Source organism: Arthrobacter sp. Ha26, from assembly GCF_059091705.1.
Map to the genome: position 1 here is coordinate 108,405 of NZ_JBNHGX010000006.1, position 23,644 is coordinate 132,048.

Genomic DNA, 23,644 nt, shown 5'->3' on the forward strand with positions numbered 1-23,644 from the left:
GTGCTCACCGCGGGGCGCGTTGTCAGTGGTCAACACTAGAGTTGGGTTCATGCTCCTCACCCTCATCCGGCGCTACTCCAAACCGTATGCGCCGTACATTCTGGCTGTCATCATCTTCCAGCTGGCCTCCACCATCGCCGCGCTCTACCTTCCCAGCCTGAATGCGCAGATCATCGATCAAGGAGTCTCCCGCGGGGATACCGACTTCATCTGGCGCACCGGTTCCGTGATGCTGCTGGTGGCGTTCGTCCAAGTGGGAACCGCGATCGCCGGCGTCTACTTTGGCTCCAAGGCGGCCATGGCGCTCGGCAGGGACCTGCGGCGGGCCGTGTTCCGCAAGGTCACCAGCTTCTCGGCCAAGGACGTCAACGCCTTCGGCGCACCCACCCTCATCACGCGCGGCACCAATGACGTGCAGCAGGTGCAGATGCTGATGCTGATGGGACTGAACTTCATGGTGGCCACCCCCATCATGTGCATCGGCGGCATCATCATGGCACTGCGCGAGGATATCAACCTGTCCTGGCTTGTCTGGGTCTCGGTGCCCCTGCTGACCGTTGTGGTGGGATACCTCGTGGTGCGTCTGATGCCGCTGTTCCGCTCCATGCAGAAAAAGATCGACCGCATCAACGCGGTGCTGCGCGAGCAGATCATCGGCATCCGGGTGGTGCGGGCCTTCGTCCGCGAACCCTTCGAAACTGAACGGTTCGGTGAGGCCAACAAGGAGCTGACCGACGTTTCACTGAAGATCGGGGCGCTGTTTGTCCTGATGTTCCCCGCCATCAGCATGATCCTGCACCTGTCCACCGCCGCGGTGCTGTGGTTCGGCGGGCAACGCGTGGACTCCGGCGACATGCAGGTAGGCGCACTGACCGCCTTCCTGCAGTACCTGCTCCAGATCCTGGTGGCGGTCATGATGGGCACCTTTATGGCCATGATGATTCCGCGCGCCTCCGTCTGCGCGGACCGCATCGGCGAGGTGCTCGACGTCGAACCCTCCATCCACGATCCCGAACGGCCCGAAGCGCCGGCATCCCTTACCGGCGTTGTTGAATACCGCAACGTCACCTTTGCATACCACGGCGCTGAAGCCCCGGTCCTGAGCAATGTCAGCTTCACCGCCCGTCCGGGGCAGACCATCGCCATCATCGGCTCCACAGGTGCGGGCAAGACCTCGCTGCTGTCACTCCTGCCCCGCCTGTACGACACCGTTGAAGGGGAGGTGCTGCTGGATGGCGTTCCCGTCAACAGGCTGGACCGCGCCGAGATCACCAAGCGTGTGGCCCTGGTGCCCCAGCGGCCGTACCTCTTCTCGGGGACCATCGAACACAACCTGCGCTTTGGCAAGACAGAGGCCACGGACCAGGAACTCTGGGATGCCCTGGAAGTGGCGCAGGGAGCCGACTTTGTCCGGGAGAAAAAGAACGCGCTCGATTCCCGCATCGCCCAGGGCGGAACCAACGTTTCCGGCGGCCAGCGGCAACGCCTCTGCATCGCCCGGGCCCTGGTGACCAAACCCCGGGTCTACCTCTTTGATGATTCATTCTCGGCCCTGGACGTCGCCACCGATGCCCGGCTCCGGGCGGCCCTTAAGCACACCACCGCCGACGCCACCGTCATCATTGTGGCCCAGCGGATTTCCACCATCACCGAAGCGGACCAGATCCTGGTACTGGATAACGGCCGGATCGTGGACCGCGGAACACACGAGGAACTCCTGGAAACCTCTCCCACGTACCAGGAAATCGTCGAATCCCAGCTGAGCGTGGAGGAAATGGCATGAGCGCCCGCAAGAAGGACTCCAGCAGCGTGAAAGAGACGGCGGCTGAGGAGCAGCTCAACTCCGGGCCGGCGGATGCTGCCGTCGGGGACGACGACTTCTTCGAGGAGGAGTACAAGCCCACGGAGGCGGACGGCGGCATGTTCGGCAGCATGCCAGCCAAGAAACCCGAACACTTCTGGCCTTCAGCCAAACGGTTGATCGGCCTGCTGAAACCAGAGTCGCTCGGAATCTACGTGGTGGTGGGCCTGGTGATCATCTCCGTGGTCCTGAACGTCATCGCCCCCAAGATCCTGGGCCAGGCCATGGACGTGATCTTCGCCGGCGTAGTTGGCAAGCAGCTTCCCGCCGGGGCCAGCAAGGAACAGTTCGTGGACGGCCTGCGCCAACAGGGCCAGGACAACTTCGCGGACGTGGTTTCCCGGATGGAACTGGTGCCCGGGACCGGCATCAATTTCGACAAACTCACCACGCTCATTGCCGTAGTGCTGCTGATGTACTTTGTGGCCAACATCTTCCTGTGGCTGCAGGGCTACGTGCTGAACCGGATCGTAATGAAGGTGATCCGCCGGCTCCGTGACGATACAGAGAAGAAGCTGAACCGGCTGCCGCTGAACTACTTCGATACCCGGCAGCGCGGCGACGTCCTGTCCCGGGTGACCAACGACGTCGACAACGTCCAGCAGGCACTGCAGCAGGCTTTCGCGCAGCTGATCAACTCACTGCTGACAGTCGTCGGCATCGTCATCATGATGTTCATCGTCTCGTGGCAGCTTGCCCTGATCGCGCTGATCGCCCTGCCGCTGTCCGGCGTGGCAGCCGGCATCATCGGAGCGCGTAGCCAGAAGCTTTTCGCTGCCCAGTGGAAGAACACCGGCTCCCTCAACGGGCAGATCGAGGAATCCTTCTCCGGGCACGACCTCGTGCGGGTCTTCGGCCGGGACGCAGACATGCTGGAACGGTTTGAGGAACGCAACGAGGCCCTGTACAACGCCAGCTTCGGTGCGCAGTTCGTCTCCGGCGTCATCTTCCCCGTGATGCAGTTCGTGTCCTACCTCAGCTATGTGGGCATCGCTGTGGTGGGCGGACTCCGGGTCGCTTCAGGCTCCATGTCCCTGGGTGATGCCACCGCGTTCATCCAGTACTCACGCGAATTCACCCAGCCGCTGGGCCAGATGGCGGGCATGGCGAACATGCTCCAGTCCGGCATTGCCTCCTCCGAGCGGGTGTTCGAGTTCCTTGACGCCGACGAGCAGGACGTCGAGACAGCCACCGCGCACCTTCCCGCCAAGACCGATGGGCACGTGGACTTCAAGGACGTCAGCTTCAGCTACACCGAGGACAAGAAGCTGATCGAAAACCTGTCCTTCACAGCCGAACCGGGAAATACGGTGGCCATCGTGGGGCCCACCGGTGCGGGCAAGACCACCCTGGTCAACCTGGTGATGCGTTTCTACGAGCTCAACTCCGGGTCCATCAGCCTGGACGGGGTGGACATCACGCACCTTAGCCGGTCCGAACTCCGCTCCAAGGTGGGCATGGTGCTGCAGGACGCCTGGCTGTTCGGCGGGTCGATCTACGACAACATCCGGTACGGCAACCTCGACGCCACCGAAGAACAGGTCATGGCCGCGGCCAAGGCTACGTTTGTGGACCGCTTCGTCCGTGCCCTGCCCGAGGGTTATGACACCGTGATCGACGAGGAAGGCAACAACGTCAGTGCCGGCGAAAAACAGCTCATCACCATCGCCCGCGCGTTTGTGGCCAACCCGTCGCTGCTGATCCTCGATGAGGCCACCAGCTCTGTTGACACCCGCACCGAGCTGCTGGTGCAGAAGGCCATGGCCGCGCTGCGTACTGACCGGACCAGCTTCGTGATCGCCCACCGGCTCTCCACCATCCGTGATGCCGACACCATCCTGGTGATGGAGAACGGCAGGATCGTGGAGCAGGGCAACCACAAGGTGCTCCTCGCTGCCGAAGGCGCCTACTACCGGCTGTACATGTCCCAGTTCGCGGGTGCGGACGCCGGGGAAGCGCCGGTGGATGACTCGACGGCGGTGCACAGCTGAACGCGCAGGAGGCCAGCCGGATCGAGGTGCTGGTCCCCATGCGCTGGGGTGACATGGACGCCTACGGGCACATCAACAACGTCCAGATCGTCCGCATGCTGGAGGAAGCCCGGATCGCGGCGTTCGGGCCGCCACGCGGAGCAGGATTGCCCGGCATCGAGCCGCACGTGTCCCTCTTCAACGACGTCCCCCAAGGCACCATGGCGCTGGTGGTGGACCACAAGATCCGCTACGTCAGGACGTTGGAATACCGGAACGTGCCAGCCGTGGTGCAGGTGTGGATCGGTGCCGTCAAAGGCGCCAGTTTCGACATCCACTACCTGGTCCAGGATCCGGTAACCCGGGAGGACTGCGTGAAAGCAAGCAGCCATCTGGCCTTCGTGGATGAAACCACGGGCCGGGTGCAGCGCCTTACCCCCGAGCAGAAGGAACGGATGGCCCCGTTCACGGAGTGACCTCAAACGGGTTGCATGGAATACCCCGGCATCGGAAACTGATATTCCCATCAAGGAGCAGAACATCATGGCCAAGAAAAAGACCTGGAAGGAAATGTCCCCGTCCGCGAAGGCCGGGATCATCCTGACGGGGATCGTCAACCTGTCCTTGCTCGTGGCAGCGCAGCGGGACATCTCAAAACGCCCGGCAGCGATGATCAACGGCCCCAAGGCTGCCTGGCGGGCGGCATCGTTCATCAACTTCATTGGGCCGGTGGGCTACTTCACCTTCGGCCGGAAGAGGCCCACAACGGGGGAGTAGCCTGCGGAAGCCGGGTAGGCGCCAGCCGCTCTGAGCGCCCGCCCAGCTTCACCCTGTAAATTTGAATCCATGACCCCAGCCTCCACTGCTGCCATGCCCCGTGCCCTCGGTGTCTCCCGGGAAATTGAGGAGGCCGCGTGGTTCGTGCTCGGCCCCGGGCTCCTGGGGAAGCCTTCCGCCTTGGACGGACGCACCATGACCTGGACGTCGGAGGCGGCGGCGGAGCTCCTTGCGAGGTTGGAACGGGGTACCCCGGATCCGAAGGCGCCCATGATGACCAACCTGCGGCAGAACCTCGAGGGCGCATCCAGGGAAGCCAAGCAGCTCGCCGTCGAACTGCTGTTCCTGCAGTCCCTGCCCCTCGCGCATGAGGTTAAGTCCCTGAAGGTCAAGCGCGCCCGCGTGGCCGAGGCTGCCTCCTGGCTGGAGCCGCCCCTGGAACTGCCGGAGGAGCTCTACCAAGGCCTGACGGACCACGGCGTGATCCGCGACCGGACGGCCGAATTCAACTGGACCATCTGGGACCACCTGAAGTGGTTGTGCCGTTTTGTGCAGCACGTGGACCAGCAGACCACCGCGGACATCGCCGCGGCGCTGGGGGACCCGCTGGCCTTCCACCGGCTCGCGGCCGCCACCCCCGGGGACCAGCCGGCCATCCGCCGCAGCATCGAATTCCTCACCTGGCCCAGCTACTTTGAACCCGTGGTGGCGGACGTGGAGCGCCAGGAGATCCGCGACGCCTTCGCCTCCCTGGTGGGCGGCGCCAAGGGCGACGCCGAGGAAGACATCACCGCAGATATCCACCGCATCCGCCTTCACCTGGATGAGCAGGCCGGACAACGCATCGACTGGTACGCCCGGCAGTTGGTCAGCCAGTGGCGAAAGGTGGGCGATCCCGGCCGGCGGGCCTGGCTGCTGCGCACGCACAGTGACAACACGGAGCTCCTCACCGCCTGGCAGGGCGAAGAGAAGGTGACGCTCGACGTCGAGCATCTCCGCCTGCTGGACCCCGGCGTCACCGCAGGGCTGGTCCAGCACGCCGTGGACGAGGACTACAAGCACCTGGGCTACGTGGAACGCGAGGACACCAAGACCGCCGTCTTTGCCTTCCTGACCGTGATGAAACCCGGGGACCTGGTGCTTTACCAGCACGCCGGAACGGTGCGGCTGGGCGGCGTGCTGGGCGAGCCCGAACACAACGAGGACAACCGCAGGCTGCGGCGCAAGGTCCGCTGGTTCGACGAAGGCCACACAACCGCCAGCCTTCCGCGCCACGTCCAGCGGCAGCTGGCCACCCCCGGCATCGTCGTGGACGTGACCCGGGTGGTCCAGGCACTGCAGGGCCTGCTGCCGGCCGAGGCGGAAACGGGGCCCGACGGCGAGGCTGAAGCGGCCGCCGTCGTCCCTCCCGTCCAGGAAGGCTTCCGCCCGCTGACCCGCGAGTTCGCCGACTCGCTGCACATGGAGCTGGAGCCCCTCCAGGAGATCGCCGAGCTGCTGGAGGAGAACCGGCAGCTGGTCCTGTACGGTCCGCCGGGCACCGGCAAGACGTATCTCGCGAAACACCTGGCCGCCGAGCTCGCGGATGACACCACCGACGAGCGGGTCAAACTGGTCCAGTTCCACCCGTCGTATGCCTACGAGGACTTCTTCGAGGGCTACCGGCCGGACAAGACGGACGAAGGCCAGGTGTCCTTCAAGCTCGTGGCCGGGCCCCTGCGCCGGCTGGCGGAGGAGGCGGCCAAGCCCGGCAACGAGAAAAAGCCATACTTCCTGATCATCGACGAGATGAACCGCGCTAACCTCGCCAAGGTGTTCGGTGAGCTGTATTTCCTGCTGGAGTACCGCGATGACCGGATCTACCTTCAGTACAGCCCCAACGAGCCGTTTACGCTGCCTGACAACCTGTACATCATCGGCACAATGAACACCGCGGACCGGTCCATTGCCATGATGGACGCAGCCATCCGCCGGCGTTTCGCCTTCATCGAGCTGCATCCGCAGACCGAACCAGTGAAGGGCTCCCTCCTTCGGTTCCTGGCGGCACGCCAGTTGGACACCACCCCCGCGCTGCTGCTGGATGCCTTGAACAGTGCCATCGATGAGTGGGACAGGGACCTCATGATCGGCCCCTCCTACTTCATGAAGCCAGCCGCGCAGACCCCGGCCGGGTTGCGCCGGATCTGGAAGTACGAGCTGATGCCCCTGCTCGAGGAGCACTACCACGGCCAGCTGACCCGGGCGCAGCTCGAGGAGCGCTTCGGGTTGGACCGGCTGCTGGAACGCCTTGCAGGCCGCTGACCCACGCTCTTCCGTCCGGCACCTGGTGCTGGATGAACTGTCCCGGGGCATCGTGGAACGGCTGGACCCGGCCAGTGCATCGTTCCTGAACTCCAGTGGCCTGGCGAAGGCGTCACCGATGGGTATGGGGCTGTACCGGATTGAGCCTGTGGGCAAGGTGGGCTCGGTGCGGACTCCCACACTGCAGCTGGACGTCCGGCCCAAGGACCGGCTGGGGCTCAGCCGGCTGCTGTTCCTGCTCAGCTACGCCGGTGAACAGGGTTTCCGCCCAGAAACCGTGGCAGCCACCGAGGACCGCGAGCTGTGGAGCGCCCTGGCTGAGTCCATGGCGCTGCTGGCCGAGCGGGCGCTGGGGCGCGGGGTCCTGCAGGGCTACCGCACCGTGGATGAGTCGCTCCGCACGGCCAAGGGCCGCATCCGGATTTCGGACCAGATCTCCCGACGGCCCGCCATGCTGGTGCCGCTGGAAGTGTCCTACGACGAGTTCAGCGAGGACATCGCCGAAAACCGGATCTTGCGGGCGGCGCTGGAGCGGATGGGTAAGGTGCCGCACGTCCGCCCGGAGGTGTTGAGCCGGCTGCGCCAGCTCGAGGGAAAGCTCGACGCCGTCACCCCCCTTCCCGCCGGCGCCCCGCTGCCGCCGTGGACGGCCACCCGGATGAATGTCCGCTACCACGCCGTCCTCCGCCTGGCGGAGCTCATCCTGCGGAACGCCTCCGCCGAAGCGGGCCAGGGCAAGCAGCAGACCGCGTCTTTTGTGGTGGACATGGGACACGTGTTTGAGGACTTCGTTGGCAAGGCGCTTCGCCATGCGATGGCGGCATACCCGGGGGAACTCCGGCTCCGGTACAACGCCCTCCTGAGCGAGGCCGTGCGGGACGCGGACCGGTTGTCCGTGCGGCCCGACGCTGTGCACCTGCTGGGCGGACGGCCGGTGGTGGTGTACAACACCAAGTACAAGGCCGCGTCGGACTTCGGCGCATCCCTCACAGCCGACCACTACCAGATGCTCGCCCACTGCACAGCGTTGGCCGTGCCCACCGCGTGGCTGGTCTATGCGGGTGCGGGAGAGGTCAAGCTGCGGCGCATCCTGAACACCGACATTGACATCGTGGAGTTCCCGCTGGACCTGTCCCGGCCGCCGTCGGAAATCCTTGCCGCCATCCAGGAACTGGCACGGCAGTCCTGGGGCGAGGTGATCCGGCAAGCCACCGCCGCGAGGTAAGGGTCTTAGGGTCGCTGGTGGGTGGGGATTAGACCGGCACCCGGAACGTGAACGTGGTTCCCTCGCCGATGGTGCTTTCCACGTCGATGGTGCCGCCGTGGGCTTCGACGATTGCCTTGCTGATGGGCAGGCCCAGGCCGACGCCGGGAATGGCAGTCCGGCGCACGTTGCTGGTGCGGAAGAACTTGGCGAAGACTTCTGATGCGTCCTCGGGTGTCATGCCCATGCCGGTATCGCTGACCCGGCAGGCTACGTGGCCGCCCTCCTGCGCCAGCGAAATCAGTACGTTGCCGCCGTCGGGGGAGTACTTGATGGCGTTGGACACCAGGTTGTCCAGGACCTGGGAGATGCGGGGCCCGTCCACGTGCGCTTCAAGCCGGTCCGGCGTCTTGGCTGACAGCAGCACACCGGACGCGGCCGCTTTGGGCATGGCGGAGGAAACACTGCTGCGGACCAGTTCGGCCACGTCCACGGCGTGGGGTGTGACGATCAACTGGCCGTTGCGGCTGGACAGCAGGTCTGAGACCAAGGTCAGCAGCCGCTCCGAGTTCCTGCGGATGATCTCCAGCATTTTAGCCTGCGACTCCTCGGGCTCGTCGCCCAGGAGGATCTCCACATAGCCAAGTATTGAGGTCAGTGGCGTGCGGAATTCGTGCGAGACGCTGGAGACGAAATCGTCCTTGGCAGTGAGTGCGTTGACGAGGTCTGTCACGTCGCTGAACGCGATCACGGAGCCGGCGAACTTCCCGTCGTTGTCCTTCATGGCCCGGGCGGTGGTGACGAAGGCACGCTGTTCCTTGCCGGAGCCCAACCAGACGAGGTAGTCGGTGAAGGTTTCCCCCAGTACGGCCCGGCGGACCGGGCGCTCCTGCACCGGCACCGGGGTCTTCCGGTCCGGGCCAAAGACCAGGAGTTGGGACTCGTTCGGATCGGCAATGTCCTTGGGCCGGGCCAGCTCGTGGTTGATCCGCTGCTTCCGGTTCATCAGGACGTCGTGCCCGCCGGCGTCCACGGCGAGGACGCCCAGGTGGACGGTGTCCAGGACGGTGTTGAGCAGCGATTCCTGCCGCTGGCTGATCCGCAGGTTGGCCTGCAGTTGGGCGTCCTTTTCTTCCAGCTCGCGCTGCTGCCGCATCATGCTGAGCGTCAGGACGCTCACGGAAACGCCGATGCCGAGCATCATCACCGGCAAAAGCAACGACCTCGCCAGGTCCTGCCCTGTGGGTGCGCCCTTGACCAGCAGGGGGACCCAGATGATCGCCAGCGGTCCAAGAAAGGACAGCCACAAGGAGGCCCGGGGGTAAAAGCCGGACGCGCACAACCAGATGACCGGGAAGACGGCAAGCAGGCTGATGCCCGTCAAGCTTTCCTGCCCGCCTTCCCGGCCCAATGAAATGGAGACGAAATCCAGCAGCGGAAGGATCAGGAAACTTGTGTACGGCAGCCGCTCCCAGGGAACCAGGTAGCACAGGGCCATGATGGCGATTTGTGACACCAGGAAGGCCACAAACAGCGGGTTGCCCATGGTGGCGGGAAAGAAGGCCCAGATGAGTAACGCCGTCAGCAAGGTGGTCACGAACAGCGGCATCTGGCTGAGGGCCACGCGCTCGGTCAGGCTGTACTCATGGAAGGGCCGCCGGAAAAACCTCAGTTTCCCTGTGGACCACGCGATGGGGTCAGTCATTGCGTGGAAACTTAGGGGGCAAGGTGCGCAGGGCCATAGCAGCAGGATATCGGCAGCCAGCTATACTTCTGACGTCGGCTGCTGAGGGGGCGCTATGAGTGATGCACGAGTGGGACTGGTCATCGAGGATGACCACGACATTCGGGAACTGGTCCGGACCGTGCTGACGCAGGCCGGCTTTGACGTGACTGTGGCCAGCAGCGGCGCCGAAGGCGTCCTGACTGCCAAGACCCTGAACCCTGATGTGATCACCCTTGACCTCGGCTTGCCGGACATCGACGGCTTTGAGGTGTCCCGGCAAATCCGCGAGTTCTCCGATGCCTACATCGTGATGCTCACGGCCCGCACCGAGGAACTGGACACGCTCATCGGACTCGAGTCCGGCGCAGATGATTACCTCACCAAGCCGTTCCGGCCCCGTGAGCTGCGTGCCCGCATCGCCGCCATGATGCGGCGCCCCCGTTCGGTTCCGGATCCGGCGGAAGCACAGGGCGTTGAGGCCTCAGCGGATGCTGCCGCGCATCCCGAGCGGGGAAACTACTCCCACAACGGACTGGACTTGAGCTATGCGTCCCGCACCGTGACCGTGGATGGCACAGAGATGAACCTGACCCGCACCGAGTTTGAACTCCTGCATGCCCTGCTCGAGGCTGGCCGGACAGTCCGGACCAAAGCGGACCTGGTGCGCCGGCTGCGGGACGAGGATTACGACGTCGGGGGCTACATCAGCGAGGCGGACGAACGGTCCGTGGAGGTCCACATGGGCAACCTGCGCAAGAAGCTCGGGGATTCACCGCAAAAGCCGCGATGGCTCCAGACAGTGCGTGGCGTGGGTTACAGGCTGGCGCCCGGCGAGCACTGAGCCTGCAGCCGGTGCATGGTTTGCCGGCTGCACTGGTTGATCGGCCACAGGAAGGACGCCGCGAGCCGGGGGAGTACGACGGCCACATCGGCGTCGTACGCTTGAGTGCGGATTACACCCTCCAGGGCCATTGCCAGGCCGGCCAGCCGTTCGGCCCCCACCATCTGGCTTGATGTCTTCAGGCTCAGGACCGCATCCACTGATCCATCCAGGTCCCCTGTGGTCAGGGCAAGCCGGAGTCGACCAATCCGGTGCGGGAGATACTCGATGAAGTTTCCCACGAAGACTTTGCAGTAGCCCTCGTTCTCGTCGAGTTCAGCACGCAGCCGGTCCAGGACTGACTGGTCCACGAGCGGCCTGCCGGCATCACCAGACGGCGTCATCACGGTCCTTTCGGCTGGAATTTTCCACCTTTGGGATGCGGCGGATATCACGGGAATTTGTTCTTCTTCAGATTAGGTGTGTTCCTTTTGCGCATAAGCGTTTCGCCGGAGAATTGTGGGTTTCTTGATGGGGACTGTGGACTTCTGCGGTTAATGCCCAAACCAGTGGATTCCGTCTAAAAGGCGCACGTCCGGGTGGAAAATGAAATGACCATTGCCGATAATCAAGGCAATTTATCCATTGTTCCGAAACTGCCTCAAGAATAGCCGCGACAAATCCTAAAGATTGCATCAAGAATTGCATCACGCCCGACTGGAATAGTGCCCCGGGCCGGGGGTTTCCAGGAATTGCACCAACTGGGTTTCGAGTGCTGAACCGTTCTTGAGACCGCACTCCCAGACGGTGAGCACCTCCCAGCCGGCCTCCTCCAACCGGCGGCGCTGGCTCGCGTCACGCTCGCGCGTGCGTTCCCGCTTCGCCGCCCAAAACTCGGCATTGGCTTTGGGCGCATGCTGGCCGACGCGGCAGTCATGGAAGTGCCAGAAGCAGCCGTTGACGAAGATCACCTTGCGGCGGCCCGCGAAAACCAGGTCGGGGTTTCCGGGAAGCCGGGTGCCGCCGGCCTGTCCGTGGAGGCGGTACCTATACCCCTTGGCGTGAAGGAGCCGACGCACCAGCAGCTCAGGCTTGGTGTGCTTGCCCCTGATCCGGGACATGTTCCAACTGCGTTGCTCCGGGGTGAGCTTATCCGCCATAGTTCCAGTCTAAAATCCCGGACTTAGCGCTCCGGCTGCTCCCCAAGCCGGAAATGGCGCCCGCTGATGGATGTGGGCTCGATCTCGACGTAGAAGTCCTTCAGCGTTGGTACCCACGATTTCAGCCCCAGCTCCTCCACCTCGGCCAGCTCCGCCGAAGTGTTGAGCACCCGCGCATTACCCCGAAGGACCACCGACCACGCCTCGTCCGAGAGGATGCCGTCAGCCTCGAAGAGCACGGCCGGGTTGATAGTCAGCTGGGCGAGTTTGTTGCCTGGCGCCGTCCTCAAATACAGCCTGCCATTGGCGCTGACGTAGTTGACCGGAAAGATGTCCGGCTCCCCGGCGACGGAGACCACCAGCCGTCCGTGCTGTGTGCTGTGGAGCAGGCGCCAGGATTGCTCGTCATCGAGTTCCAGGACCGGGTTTCTTTCTGCGTGTTCAAACATCATGGCGCCATTCTTCTACGTTATGTAGAAATGCGCTAGCCGTTTTCCGTCTTTTGGCTGCCGTCAGCTTCTTCCCTCTCCGTGTCGGGAACAGCTCGCCTTCCAGCCGAAGGGCGAAACCTGCACCTTGAGCCGCCGTCCGCACTCGGCGCAGTAGCGCGGTGGTTCCAGCTGGAGCCGAACCCCGCACCCTTGGTGAAGGTCCGACGGCGGCCCGCTTCCGCCGTCGGACGCTTCCGTTTCAAGAGGCACGCCGCAGAGGGCGCAAAAGCCGCCGGTCGTTGAGCTGGTCGACCTTGGGGCCGCGGCTGCCGGTTTGCGTCGCGGGGCATGCGGGGTGAGGGAGCCGGTGGGGATCATAGTGTCTTTTGCAGTTCCTTGATGGGCATGTTGAGGTCCACCAGCAGGTTGAGGTCTGCAGTTGCGGGGCGGCCAAGGGTGGTGAGGTAGTTGCCCACGATGACGGCGTTGATGCCGCCCAGCAGGCCGTCACGTGTGCCAAGGTCGCCGAGGGTGAGCTCGCGGCCGCCGGCGTAACGCAGGACCGTGCGGGGCATGGCCAGCCGGAAGGCCGCGATGGCTCGGAGGGCGTCCTTGCCGTCCATGATGCCCTGGTTTTCCAGCGGCGTCCCGGGCCGGGGATTGAGGAAATTCAGCGGGACTTCGTGGGGTTCCAGGGCGGCCAGTTGTGCGGCGAGTTCCGCGCGCTGCTCCAGCGTTTCGCCCATGCCGATCAGGGCTCCGCAACACAGCTCCATCCCGGCGTCCTTGACCATGGCGCACGTCTCCAGGCGTTCCTCGTAGGTGTGGGTGGTAACCACTTGCGGGAAGTAGCTGCGCGCAGTTTCGAGGTTGTGGTTGTAGCGGTGGACGCCCCAGTCCTTGAGCTGGTCCACCTGTCGCTGTGTGAGCATGCCCAGGGAGCAAGCAATGTTGATGTCCACTTCTTCGTTGATGCGGTCGATGGCGAACTTGATCTGGTTCATCAGCTTGATGTCCGGCCCGCGCACGGCAGCCACGATGCAGAACTCGGTAGCCCCGGTGGCGGCGGTTTCCTTGGCGGCCTTGACGAGTTCCGGGATGTCCAGCCAGACGCCGCGGACGGGGGAGTCGAAGAGCCCGGACTGGCTGCAGAAGTGGCAGTCTTCGGGACAGCCGCCGGTTTTGATGGAAATGATGCCTTCCACCTCCACGTCCTCGCCGCAGTGCCGGAGCCGGACCTGGTGCGCCAGGTCGAGGGCGGCGGGAAGGGCGTCGTCCGGGAGGCGGAGGATCTCCACCAGCTGCGCCTCGGTGAGCCCCACACCTTGCTCCAGCACTTGGATGCGTGCGGTCTCGAGGATGGGATGTGCCTGCGGTTCAGGTGTCATTGGCGTTCCTTAGGGTCTGGCGGCCTGTCTTTTGACCGTACTTCCGCGGCTGTTTGCTGTTTCTGTAGAGGGACAACAACTAGCGGCAGCCCTTTTTGTTGACAGAAAAAGTCAAGGATTAACGCCGAGGAAACAAGGCTGTGACCGGGCTGTCGCTGAGGCTGGATAGCGTCGCAGGCAGATCATTCCGGAAACGAAAGCGACGCAATCAATGAGCAATGACAAAGTAGCCACGCAATTGCTGGAGCCGACGGCGCAACCAAGCCCCGTCGTCGTCGGCAATCCAGAGGCGGGTGAAACGGCAGGCAACGCCGCGGCACTGAATGCCACCAGGGAAAGCCTGGAGGATTACACGCTCCGGTTCGCGCCGCGGTCATACCGGAAGTGGAGCGCGGCGGTGGTGGCGACCAGTGCGTTGGGCGGCATCGCATACCTGGCCGACTTCTCGATTGGCGCGAACATTGGCATTGCCTACGGAACCGTCAACGCCATCTTTGGCATCCTGGTGGCGGCCGTGATCATTTTCGCCACGGGATTCCCGCTGGCCTACTACGCCGCCCGGTACAACATCGACCTCGACCTGATCACACGCGGCTCCGGCTTCGGCTACTACGGGTCGGTGGTCACGAATGTCATTTTTGCCACCTTCACGTTTATCTTCTTCGCGCTGGAGGGCTCCATCATGGCGCAGGGGCTGGAGGTTGGGCTGGGCGTGCCGCAGTGGATCGGGTACGCAGCGTCCACCATCATCATCATTCCGCTGGTGATTTACGGAATGAACACGCTGGCCAAGCTGCAGGTGTGGACCACCCCGCTGTGGCTGCTCCTGATGGTGGTGCCGGTCGGGTACCTGCTGGTTTCGCATCCGGAGAGCATCAACAGCTTTTTTGCCTACACTGGCGCATCCGGCGCCGGCGGTCCGAACGTCGCGTCCGTCATGCTGGCCGCGGGTGTGTGTTTGTCCCTGATGGCGCAGATTGCCGAGCAGATCGATTACCTCCGGTTTATGCCGCCGCGTACCGCGGCTAACAAGGGTGCCTGGTGGCGCGCCGTGATCCTCGCGGGGCCGGGCTGGGTGATTTTTGGGGCGCTCAAGCAGATCGTGGGGCTGTTCATTGCCATCTACCTGATTGCCTCCCTGGATCCCGCCGCTTCCGCCACCGCAAACGAGCCGGTGCACCAGTTCCTGGGCGTCTACCGGGAGATGATGCCGGCCTGGCTAGCCATGACCCTCGCCGTGGTGTTGGTGGTCATTTCGCAAATCAAGATCAATGTCACCAACGCCTATTCCGGTTCTTTGGCCTGGACCAACTCGTTTACACGGATCACTAAGACCTACCCGGGCCGGATGGTTTTTGTGGTGGTGAACCTGGTCATTGCCCTCATTTTGATGGAAGCCAACATGTTCGACTTCCTCAACACCATCCTCGGCTTCTACGCCAACTGCGCCATGGCATGGGTTGTTACCGTCGCCTCGGACATCGCCATCAATAAGTACCTGCTGAAGATTTCACCCAAAGTGCCTGAGTTCCGGCGCGGAATGCTGTACGCAGTGAACCCGGTGGGATTTGTGTCCATGCTGGCCTCGGCCGGAATTTCGATTGCTGTGTTCTTTGGTGCTTTTGGGACAGCCATCCAGCCGTTCTCGCCGATCTTCGCGGTGGGCCTGGCGCTGGTCCTTCCGCCGCTGCTGGCTTTGGCCACCAAGGGCCGGTATTACCTGCGCCGCACTGACGACGGTATCGACCTGCCCATGTTCGACGCCGACGGGAACCCCAGCGATACCAAGCTGCTCTGCCACGTGACAGGGATCGAGTTTGAGCGGCCCGATATGGTCCGGTCCGCCCAGGATGCGCCCGACGGCGGCCCGCAGTACGTTTCGTCCCTCGCCCTTTCGACGGACAAGACGGGGGAGTTGGTCCTTCCCGCGCATCCCTAGCGCTACGAAGGTTCGTGGAGGCCGGCGCAGCAGGCGCGCCGGCCTCCTTTTTGACTTTCTGTTGGCCACCGCCAGTGGTAGAACCGGGGAGCGTGCCTGTGGATAACTCTTCTCGCTGAAATGTGACGTGGGCTACCCTTAAGTCACTGTCCGGAACATGCCGTCTTGAAACTACTGGGGGAATAGCGGCCCATGACATTGCACAACACTCGTACGTCCCGTGACTGGCGCCGCGGAGTCGCGGCCACCGCTCTCACGGCCTTCGTAGTTGCAGGCGCGCTCATGCTGGCCGCTTGTTCGGGCGGGGCGCCGGCTGATCCTGGCACTGCATCCCCCACAGCTGCGGAGTCCACTTCGTCCAGTGCCACGCCCACTCCCACCGCAACGCCCAGCGCCGTGTACAAACCGGCCGACGCGTCCGGCCCGGCGCAGAACGTCCCCGTTCCCGTGCTGCCAGAGGTGGCAAAGACGGAGACGAAGGAGGGGGCGGAAGCATTTGCGAAGTATTGGTTTAGCGTCCTCAGCTATTCCTACGAAACAGGTGACGCTGCGCTGTTTGAGAGCATAGCCCCAGTTCCATGCGAGTCGTGTCAAAAGGTAAGTAAGGTCATCAAGGACTGGCATTCCGAGGGCCGTTGGTTAGTTGGCGGTAGGTTATCAACCCCTGTGGCAGACACCACTTTTATCAAAGGTCAGGACGGCCACTATCAGGTGGCCGCTCAAGTTCACCAGGAGCCCTTGTCCTATTTGCGAGCTGATGGGACTGTAGCTCGTGTAGATCCGCAAGCGCCTGATCAAGGCAACCTGCTCATCCTTGCCTATGAAAACAACGGATGGTCAGTAGTTGAAGTCGGAAGCATTGTTGGTTAGCCGTGCTCGGCTCCAGACTGTTCAGCCTGCTCCTTGCAACGGTCATAGCTCTTGGTCTAAGTACTCTGTCTGCGGAAGGTGATGAGGGCGGGGACCCAGCATTTGGCGGTAAATGGGATCCTGGTCTCAGCATAGGTGGTCACGTCTGGGACAGTTCGAGCAACGCGTTTGTTCGAGCTGACCCTAATGCCCCGATCACCGACCCCAACGAGTACAAGTACGAGCTGCAGTGCCACCTCGGCGGGGGCGACTTCGATACCCCCTGCCTGGGCCGGCAGTTGGAGTGCAAAGACGGGCCGGATGGCGAAGACGGCATTCCTGTCATCTGGCACTCACGGCCGCGCGGCGTTCCGGGCGCCGTCTGGGCCATCCATTCCGGTCCAACCTGTCTCTACGACGCCAAGCCGGAGGACCTGCTGCCTCGAATCGCTGCCGACATCCAGCGCCAGTTCCAAAGCCTCCCCGTCAACGCCGGAGTGGTGGTGGCGCAGCCCAGCCCGCATACGCTGAGGGGTGCTGAGACCAACTTTTATGCCGAAGCCGCTGAGCAGCAGTTCGATGTCACCATGTTCGGGCAGCAGGTGCACATCGTCGCGACGCCCGTTCAATACACGTGGAACTACGGCGACGGTACTGTCTTTGGTCCCCAGCCCTCGATGGGAGGCCCCTTGCCGCAGGACCGATGGGGTGAAAAGACCAGGACAAGCCATGCCTATGGCGCCACCGGCGACTTCCAGGTTGTTTTGACCACATCCTTCCAAGGAACGTACTCGGTCAACGCTGGCCCTCCACTGCCCATCCCCGGTCAAGGACAGTTCAACGCGCCGCCGCAGACCATCAGCGTGTGGCGGTCCCTCACCCGCAACTACGCCGACGACTGCAACGCCAACCCGCAGGGCCAGGGCTGCCCGGGAGCCGGGGCGCGCTAAGAAGTTCAACCAACTCTCCGGGCGTGCCCTAAAGCAGCCGGCCCCGGGAAAAAGCACTGTGATCCGTGCCGCATCCGGAATAGTTGCATACGCCAGCCAGTTGGGCCTTACAGAACCGTTGAAACACCGAAAGGAACTGCGCATGCTGTTTTCCCCTCTGGCCCTTGGCGAACTTGAACTCCCGAACCGCCTTGTAATGGCACCCCTGACGCGGCTGCGTGCAGGCGAGGAAGGTATTCCCGGTCCTCTGCTCGCCGAGCATTACCGCCAGCGGGCCTCCCTCGGCTTGATCGTCAGCGAAGGAACCTACCCCAGCCCCGCGGGCCGTTCCTACCCGGGCCAGCCCGGCATCGTCACCCAAGAGCAGATTGCCGGCTGGAAGAGCGTCACGGATGCCGTCCATGCCGAAGGTGGGCGCATGTTCGCCCAGATCATGCACGGCGGCCGGGTTTCACATTCCGACATCACGGGCGGCCACGCCATCGTCGCCCCCAGCGCCGTTGCCATTGAGGGTGAGGTCCGCACTCCGCAAGGCAAGCAGCCGTACCCGGTGCCGCACGCGCTGACCACCGATGAACTGCCTTTGGTCAAGCAGGAAATCGTGGACGCCTCCCTGAACGCCATCGAGGCTGGCTTCGACGGCGTGGAGCTGCACTCAGCCAACGGCTACCTCCTGCACGAGTTCCTGGCGCCGAACTCGAACGTCCGCACTGACAGCTACGGCGGGTCGCCGGAAAACCGGGCACGGTTCGTCATCGAGACGGTCAACGCCGTGGTGGCAGCTATCGGGGCAAGCCGCGTTGGCATCCGCATCTCGCCCGAGCACAACGTCCAGGGCATTGCCGAGCTTGACGCCGCAGACGTCCGTGCCACCTACGAGGTGCTGGTGGACAGCATAGCCCCGCTCAACCTTGCCTACCTCAGCATTCTGCACGACGAGCCCGCTGGCGAGTTGGTACAGGATCTCCGTGCGCGCTTCGGCGGCACCTTCCTGGTCAACACCGGCTTCGGGGTTATTACCACCCGCGAGGAAGCCGTGGCCCTGGTGGCCGAGGGCCACGCGGATGCAGTGGTGGTGGGCCGTCCCGCGATCGCCAATCCTGACCTTGCCAGGCGCTGGAACGAGGGCCTGCCGGTGAACGAACCTAATCCGTCCACGTTCTACGCGGAAGGCGCCGAGGGCTACACGGACTATCCGGCATACGCAGGCTAGAAGCGCGGTCTCAAGCAACCGGCTGAGATGGACGACGGCGGCACCCGGCCTGGGTGCCGCCGTCGTTTGCTGCTCGGTGTGCTGTCCCGGCAGCGGGCGCCAAAGGACATCCGACGTTCTTTGGCTGGTGAAGTTGGCCCGCCGGGCTCCTCGGGGAAGCCGGCGGTGATCAGATGCTACTCCAGCAAATGGATTTTTGCCAGAGCCCGGGTTGGCCCCTCCGGAAAGGGCTACAGGACCGCCTCCCGGCCGGTTCCTTCCGTCAGAACAAGCTTCCCGTCCTGGATGTTAACGAGGACACTTTTGGGTTTTCCGCTGACCTTTGTGATGGCCTTCAGGCCCCGGTTGGTCACCTCAACACCAACATGGGCGCCCTTCGCAGGCAGCTCCACCGACACTTCGTTCGCGATGCCGAGGATCGGATTGGTGGAAACGTCCAGGTCCCGCCGGGCCTGCTTGCCGTTCACCGTCACGGTGATGTTTGCTTCCTCGAACCCCTCCTGAAACACAATAAGCAGTTCCCGCATCATGCCCTCTTCCTCGAGCGTTCGGTGCCTGTGACGGCATGTCAACTACAGCACTTTGCGGGCGGCAGCGGAATACCCTTGCTGGCAGCCGGGCAGTGGAGGCGCCCGTGCGCTTAGGGCAAGATGTTCTGGTGACCCCATTGCCGCAGCACCCTTCCCTTGTCCCGTCCACGCCCCGGAGGCGGGATGACGAGATCTACGCCCAGATCGCCGGCGAGCTGGGCGTCAAAGCCTGGCAGGTGAAGGCGGCAGTGGAAATGCTCGACGGCGGGTCCACCGTGCCCTTCATCGCCCGGTACCGCAAAGAGGCCACCGGAACGCTGGACGATACCCAGCTCCGTGAACTGGATGAGCGGCTGCGCTACCTCCGCGAACTGGAGGACCGGCGTCGTACCGTGCTGGAGGCTGTTGCTGCCCAAGCGCAGCTGACCGCGGAGCTGCAAAAAGCCATCCTTGCCGCCGACACCAAATCCCGGCTTGAGGACATCTACCTGCCGTTCAAGTCGAAGCGGCGCACCAAGGCGCAGATCGCCCGTGAAGCAGGCCTGGAACCTCTGGCAGACGCGCTGCTGAAACGGCCGGAGCTCAGCCCGGAGCGTGAGGCTGCCAAGTACCTCAACACTGAACACGCTGTTGGCGACCCCGCCACTGCACTTGCCGGTGCCCGGGCCATCCTGGTTGAACGCGCCGCGCAGGACCCTGACCTTGCCGCCACCCTGCGCGAACGGCTGTGGACGCAGGGCCGGATGGTATCGCGCGTCAAGAAGGGGAAGGAAACGGACGGGCAGAAGTTTGCCGACTATTTTGAGTTCGCGCAGGCCCCGGCTGGAATGCCCTCCCACCGTGTGCTCGCACTGCTGCGCGGGGAGAAGGACGGCGTCCTTGAGCTGGACCTCACCGAAGCAGATCCCGCCGACGACGCCGCCCTGGCCGCCGCACGCTCGCGGTACGAGTCAGCGGTGGCAAAGTGCCTCGGGGTGGCCGACCGTGGCCGCCCCGCCGACCCATGGCTGATGGAGACAGCCCAGGTGGCGTGGCGCTCACGGGTGCTGTCCCGGCTGACAGCGGACCTGCGCGCAAAGATGTTCGCCGCGGCCGAGGACGAGGCCGTGCGCGTCTTCGCCGGGAATCTTCGGGACGTGCTCCTCGCAGCGCCGGCCGGGAACGGGGCCACATTGGGGTTGGACCCGGGGCTTCGAACCGGCGTCAAAGTAGCGGTAGTGGACGGCACGGGCAAGGTGGTGGCCACCGATACCGTCTACCCCCACGCTCCCGCACGGAAGTGGGACGAAGCCTTGGCGACGCTGGAACGGCTGGCGCGGCAGCACGCCGTCGAACTCGTGGCCATTGGCAACGGAACGGCCTCACGGGAGACGGACAAGCTCGCCGCAGAGCTGATCAAGCGGCTGCCGGACGTGGACAGGAAACCGCAGAAATTGGTGGTTTCCGAGGCCGGGGCATCCGTGTACTCGGCCTCCGCACTTGCCGCGGCAGAGCTCCCGGGGATGGATGTGTCACTGCGGGGAGCTGTGTCCATTGCCCGCAGGCTGCAGGACCCGCTGGCCGAGTTGGTGAAAATCGATCCGAAGTCCATCGGCGTGGGCCAGTACCAGCACGACGTGACGGCGTCCAAGCTGGACCGCAGCCTCGACGCCGTTGTGGAAGACTGCGTCAACGCGGTAGGAGTCGACGTCAACACAGCGTCACCGGCGCTGCTGAGCCGGGTGGCCGGCGTCGGTCCTTTGCTCAGCGAAAACATCGTCTCCTACCGCAATGAACACGGCCCCTTCGCCAGGCGCACGGACCTGAAAAAAGTGCCGCGGCTCGGTGCCAAGGCATTCGAACAATGCGCCGGCTTTCTCCGGATTATCGGGGGACCGGAACCCCTGGACGCCTCGAGCGTGCACCCCGAGTCCTACCCAGTGGCGCGGAAGATCATGGTTGCTGCCGGCTCGGCGGCTGCCTCTGCCTCCTCCTTGGATCCTCGGGACTTTGCGGACGACACCTTCGGCCTGCCCACCGTCAAGGACATCCTTGCCGAGCTGGACAAGCCGGGCAGGGACCCGCGGCCCGCGTTTGCGGCCGCGGCCTTCTCTGAGGGGATCGAAAAGATCTCCGACCTCAAGCCCGGGATGATCCTGGAAGGGACCGTGACCAACGTAGCCGCTTTCGGCGCTTTTGTTGACGTGGGTGTCCACCAGGATGGGCTGGTGCACGTCTCTGCGCTCGCAAACCGCTTTGTATCCGACCCCCGCGAGGTAGTGAAATCCGGGCAGGTGGTGCGGGTGAAAGTCTTGGAGGCGGACCCCGAACGGAAGCGGATCTCCCTGACCCTGCGGCTCGACGACGAGCCTTCCACGGCTGCCGGACGCGGCCGTGCCCGCGGGCCTGAACGGCGCGGACGTCAGGAGCAGGGACGTCAAGACCAGGGGCGGGCGGGAAGCAAGCCGAACCGCAACGCGCCGTCCCCGGGGCGTACCCCGTCACCTACACAGCAGCCGGCGCCGGCCAATACTGCCATGGCGGAGGCATTGCGGAAGGCGGGACTCGGTAAGTAGGCGGTTGCTGGCTGCCGAGCGGCCTTGGCTGCGCATGGACGCCGAACCAACCAGCGCTTCGGGAAAGTTGGAGACGAAGATGGCCGCGAGAAGCGCGAGTCCGCCTGTCCCTTCGCCGAGTGAGATGCCAAGGGCGACGTTCTCCGGCACGCCGTCCAGGGTCACTGCAGCCAGCAGCGCCAGACCTGCGGCCCCACGGGTGGAGGCAGTGGTTGGGGCTTTTTCGGTTGCAGCTGCATTCGTATCGAGCTTGGCGCTTCCCTTGAACTCGTCGGCAGGTTTCGCTTGCTTTTGCTCGCCCGGCTGCGCCCACCGGTCAAGCAGTGCGCTGAGGACCGTGAACACCACAGCACCGGCGACCAGGCCGATGGCTGCACGGACAATGCCGCCGCGTTCGTAGGCGTCCTCAAACAGTTCGAACGCGAGGGCCGTGATCAGGGAGCCTGCGGCGAAGGCCAGCAGCATGGCCAGGAGCCGTTTGGGAAGTTCAAGACGGACTCCGATGACTGGTAAGCCTGCTTTTGATGATGCGATGTTTCTGCGAAGGTGGAATGATGACCTATTTCCTGGAGTACACCGTTCCCGCACCCGCAGACGACGCTGAGTTTGAGTTCCCCCACGATGAGATCAACACGGGCACTACCATCCCGTTGACCGAGACGGATGCCGAAGTGGTGCACACCCCGGAATTGCCCGCGCGCACGGGGATCATCGGAGCCACCGTCCCGGAAGCGAAACTGGAGGCCGAGCAATTGATTAACCACAGCCGCGCCACTGAGGCCTCGCTGTACTTCGACCCGTCCAACTCGCTCAACGCCGGAGTGGGAACGCTTGTGGCCACCTTTACCGCAGGCCGCGGCTGGCAGGACGTCCAGGGCAACCTGTAGGTCAAATGCCGCACCTGCAGGTAACCCCAAGGTACCTAACAGATTCATGCGGCATTACCCCTCCCCCCTCCAGCCCTGAGAGCACAAAATTCCCTACGTAGGAAGAGATCCAAAAGCGAGTACCCACTACTGATGCCTACCTAGATGGGCCTCTAATACGCTCAATCCACGAATTAGTCGCCCGGGCCGATATCGGTCACGGTTCTTCCAGGCCATGAAGTGGTGAGGCATTTGTCTATTTCAACCCAGCCCCCAAGTTCTTTCTCGAAACCGGCCATACCGCCGGTGAGGGCGTCCATAAGCGTCGTAATCCCAACACTAAACGAGGCGCAAAACATCCCTTGGGTCCTCCGTCGCATGCCGCTGTACGTGGACGAGGTGGTGATCGTAGATGGCCGCTCCACGGACAATACCGTTGGTGTGGCCAAGGCGGTCCGCAGCGACATCGTGGTGGTGAACGAGCTGCGCAAGGGCAAAGGCGTGGCGCTGCGCTCCGGATTTGCTGCAGCAACAGGCGACATCATCGTCATGCTGGACGCCGATGGAAGCATGGACCCGCAGGAAATCGGCTGGTTCGTTTCTCCACTCCAGCATGACTATGACTTCGTCAAAGGCTCGCGGTACGTCACAGGCGGGGGGTCCGAGGACCTGACACATCTGCGGCGTGCGGGAAACCGGGCGCTGACAGGGCTGGCCAACACTGTCCTGCACAGCAACTACTCAGACCTTTGCTACGGCTACATCGCCTTCCGGCGCGAGTGCCTGGAAGTCCTGCAGCTGGAATCCGACGGCTTTGAGATCGAGACGGAACTGATCGTCAGGGCCGCTAAGGCGGGACTTCGCATTGCCGAGGTCCCCAGCCTGGAACTCGACCGGATCTCCGGAGCTTCAAATCTCCAGACCTTCCGGGACGGCTGGCGGGTGCTGAAGACCATGGCCCACGAGTGTCTCCTCTGGGAGGCCCCCACTGCCGGCGCACGCCCCGAGGCCCTGCGCCGCGTGAAATACGCCTACGCCAACGTGAGCTTCCCCCGAACACCCACCGATCCTATGAGCGTTCTTCCCGCCATAAGCGTGGCATGA

General features: G+C 63.7%; 22 protein-coding genes. 14 read left to right on the forward strand and 8 right to left on the reverse strand.

Features of this window, described 5'->3' with window-relative positions:
- Positions 1 to 49 precede the first annotated feature (49 nt).
- The 6 genes from AC5RVY_RS14730 to AC5RVY_RS14755 all read left to right on the forward strand — a co-directional run bounded on the left by AC5RVY_RS14730 (position 50) and on the right by AC5RVY_RS14755 (position 8,134).
- Entirely contained in the window at positions 50 to 1,783 is a 1,734-nt protein-coding gene (locus AC5RVY_RS14730) for an ABC transporter ATP-binding protein (protein ID WP_493955446.1), read from the forward strand.
- The gene (locus AC5RVY_RS14735; RefSeq protein ID WP_493955447.1) at positions 1,780 to 3,852 is read left to right on the forward strand and encodes an ABC transporter ATP-binding protein; all 2,073 of its coding nucleotides are present in this window, start codon (positions 1,780 to 1,782) and stop codon (positions 3,850 to 3,852) included. The genes AC5RVY_RS14730 and AC5RVY_RS14735 overlap by 4 nt, the downstream gene beginning before the upstream one ends.
- Before the next feature lie 38 nt (positions 3,853 to 3,890).
- Positions 3,891 to 4,307 (forward strand): acyl-CoA thioesterase, encoded by a 417-nt coding sequence (locus AC5RVY_RS14740; protein ID WP_493955448.1) that lies wholly within the window; start codon positions 3,891 to 3,893, stop codon positions 4,305 to 4,307.
- A gap of 67 nt (positions 4,308 to 4,374) precedes the next feature.
- Entirely contained in the window at positions 4,375 to 4,608 is a 234-nt protein-coding gene (locus AC5RVY_RS14745; protein ID WP_493955449.1) for a PLDc N-terminal domain-containing protein, read from the forward strand.
- 69 nt (positions 4,609 to 4,677) lie between these two features.
- The gene (locus tag AC5RVY_RS14750) at positions 4,678 to 6,909 is read left to right on the forward strand and encodes an McrB family protein (protein WP_493955450.1); all 2,232 of its coding nucleotides are present in this window, start codon (positions 4,678 to 4,680) and stop codon (positions 6,907 to 6,909) included.
- Positions 6,896 to 8,134 (forward strand): 5-methylcytosine restriction system specificity protein McrC, encoded by a 1,239-nt coding sequence (locus tag AC5RVY_RS14755; RefSeq protein WP_493955451.1) that lies wholly within the window; start codon positions 6,896 to 6,898, stop codon positions 8,132 to 8,134. The genes AC5RVY_RS14750 and AC5RVY_RS14755 overlap by 14 nt, the downstream gene beginning before the upstream one ends.
- A gap of 28 nt (positions 8,135 to 8,162) precedes the next feature.
- Here the strand turns inward: AC5RVY_RS14755 and AC5RVY_RS14760 are convergent, their stop codons facing one another.
- Positions 8,163 to 9,818, reverse strand: a complete 1,656-nt coding sequence (locus AC5RVY_RS14760; RefSeq protein ID WP_493955452.1) for an ATP-binding protein — start codon at positions 9,816 to 9,818, stop codon at positions 8,163 to 8,165.
- Between the two features lie 94 nt (positions 9,819 to 9,912).
- Here AC5RVY_RS14760 and AC5RVY_RS14765 point away from each other — a divergent pair, with 94 nt between their 5' ends.
- Entirely contained in the window at positions 9,913 to 10,680 is a 768-nt protein-coding gene (locus AC5RVY_RS14765; RefSeq protein WP_493955453.1) for a response regulator transcription factor, read from the forward strand.
- Here the strand turns inward: AC5RVY_RS14765 and AC5RVY_RS14770 are convergent.
- The 5 genes from AC5RVY_RS14770 to bioB all read right to left on the reverse strand — a co-directional run bounded on the left by AC5RVY_RS14770 (position 10,653) and on the right by bioB (position 13,638).
- Positions 10,653 to 11,063, reverse strand: coding sequence for an Hpt domain-containing protein (locus AC5RVY_RS14770; RefSeq protein ID WP_493955454.1), 411 nt, complete (start codon positions 11,061 to 11,063; stop codon positions 10,653 to 10,655). The genes AC5RVY_RS14765 and AC5RVY_RS14770 overlap by 28 nt on opposite strands.
- A 303-nt stretch (positions 11,064 to 11,366) precedes the next feature.
- On the reverse strand, positions 11,367 to 11,819 hold the full coding sequence (locus tag AC5RVY_RS14775) for a very short patch repair endonuclease (RefSeq protein WP_493955455.1): 453 nt from the start codon (positions 11,817 to 11,819) through the stop codon (positions 11,367 to 11,369).
- Positions 11,820 to 11,842: 23 nt separating this feature from the next.
- Positions 11,843 to 12,271, reverse strand: coding sequence for a pyridoxamine 5'-phosphate oxidase family protein (locus AC5RVY_RS14780; RefSeq protein WP_493955456.1), 429 nt, complete (start codon positions 12,269 to 12,271; stop codon positions 11,843 to 11,845).
- Positions 12,272 to 12,331: 60 nt separating this feature from the next.
- The gene (bsaP, locus tag AC5RVY_RS14785) at positions 12,332 to 12,628 is read right to left on the reverse strand and encodes a biotin synthase auxiliary protein BsaP (protein ID WP_493955457.1); all 297 of its coding nucleotides are present in this window, start codon (positions 12,626 to 12,628) and stop codon (positions 12,332 to 12,334) included.
- The gene (gene bioB, locus AC5RVY_RS14790; protein ID WP_493955458.1) at positions 12,625 to 13,638 is read right to left on the reverse strand and encodes a biotin synthase BioB; all 1,014 of its coding nucleotides are present in this window, start codon (positions 13,636 to 13,638) and stop codon (positions 12,625 to 12,627) included. Before bioB ends, bsaP begins: the two co-directional genes overlap by 4 nt.
- A 211-nt stretch (positions 13,639 to 13,849) precedes the next feature.
- Between bioB and AC5RVY_RS14795 the strand changes: the two genes are divergently transcribed.
- From AC5RVY_RS14795 to AC5RVY_RS14810, 4 genes are all read left to right on the forward strand, one after another.
- On the forward strand, positions 13,850 to 15,577 hold the full coding sequence (locus tag AC5RVY_RS14795; protein ID WP_493955459.1) for a purine-cytosine permease family protein: 1,728 nt from the start codon (positions 13,850 to 13,852) through the stop codon (positions 15,575 to 15,577).
- A gap of 282 nt (positions 15,578 to 15,859) precedes the next feature.
- Positions 15,860 to 16,447: a DUF6318 family protein gene (locus AC5RVY_RS14800; protein WP_493955637.1), complete on the forward strand. Its 588-nt coding sequence runs from the start codon at positions 15,860 to 15,862 to the stop codon at positions 16,445 to 16,447.
- A gap of 2 nt (positions 16,448 to 16,449) precedes the next feature.
- The gene (locus AC5RVY_RS14805) at positions 16,450 to 17,376 is read left to right on the forward strand and encodes a hypothetical protein (protein ID WP_493955460.1); all 927 of its coding nucleotides are present in this window, start codon (positions 16,450 to 16,452) and stop codon (positions 17,374 to 17,376) included.
- A gap of 142 nt (positions 17,377 to 17,518) precedes the next feature.
- Positions 17,519 to 18,589: an alkene reductase gene (locus AC5RVY_RS14810; protein WP_493955461.1), complete on the forward strand. Its 1,071-nt coding sequence runs from the start codon at positions 17,519 to 17,521 to the stop codon at positions 18,587 to 18,589.
- Positions 18,590 to 18,819: 230 nt separating this feature from the next.
- Here the strand turns inward: AC5RVY_RS14810 and AC5RVY_RS14815 are convergent, their stop codons facing one another.
- Positions 18,820 to 19,116 (reverse strand): hypothetical protein, encoded by a 297-nt coding sequence (locus AC5RVY_RS14815; RefSeq protein WP_493955638.1) that lies wholly within the window; start codon positions 19,114 to 19,116, stop codon positions 18,820 to 18,822.
- A 131-nt stretch (positions 19,117 to 19,247) separates the two neighbouring features.
- On the opposite strand from AC5RVY_RS14815, the gene AC5RVY_RS14820 reads away from it, so the two are divergent.
- On the forward strand, positions 19,248 to 21,674 hold the full coding sequence (locus tag AC5RVY_RS14820; RefSeq protein ID WP_493955462.1) for a Tex family protein: 2,427 nt from the start codon (positions 19,248 to 19,250) through the stop codon (positions 21,672 to 21,674).
- Here AC5RVY_RS14820 and AC5RVY_RS14825 read toward each other — a convergent pair.
- On the reverse strand, positions 21,600 to 22,139 hold the full coding sequence (locus tag AC5RVY_RS14825) for a ZIP family metal transporter (protein ID WP_493955463.1): 540 nt from the start codon (positions 22,137 to 22,139) through the stop codon (positions 21,600 to 21,602). The genes AC5RVY_RS14820 and AC5RVY_RS14825 overlap by 75 nt on opposite strands.
- Positions 22,140 to 22,225: 86 nt before the next feature.
- Between AC5RVY_RS14825 and AC5RVY_RS14830 the strand changes: the two genes are divergently transcribed.
- Positions 22,226 to 22,561 (forward strand): hypothetical protein, encoded by a 336-nt coding sequence (locus tag AC5RVY_RS14830; RefSeq protein WP_493955464.1) that lies wholly within the window; start codon positions 22,226 to 22,228, stop codon positions 22,559 to 22,561.
- A 285-nt stretch (positions 22,562 to 22,846) separates the two neighbouring features.
- Entirely contained in the window at positions 22,847 to 23,644 is a 798-nt protein-coding gene (locus AC5RVY_RS14835) for a glycosyltransferase family 2 protein (protein WP_493955465.1), read from the forward strand.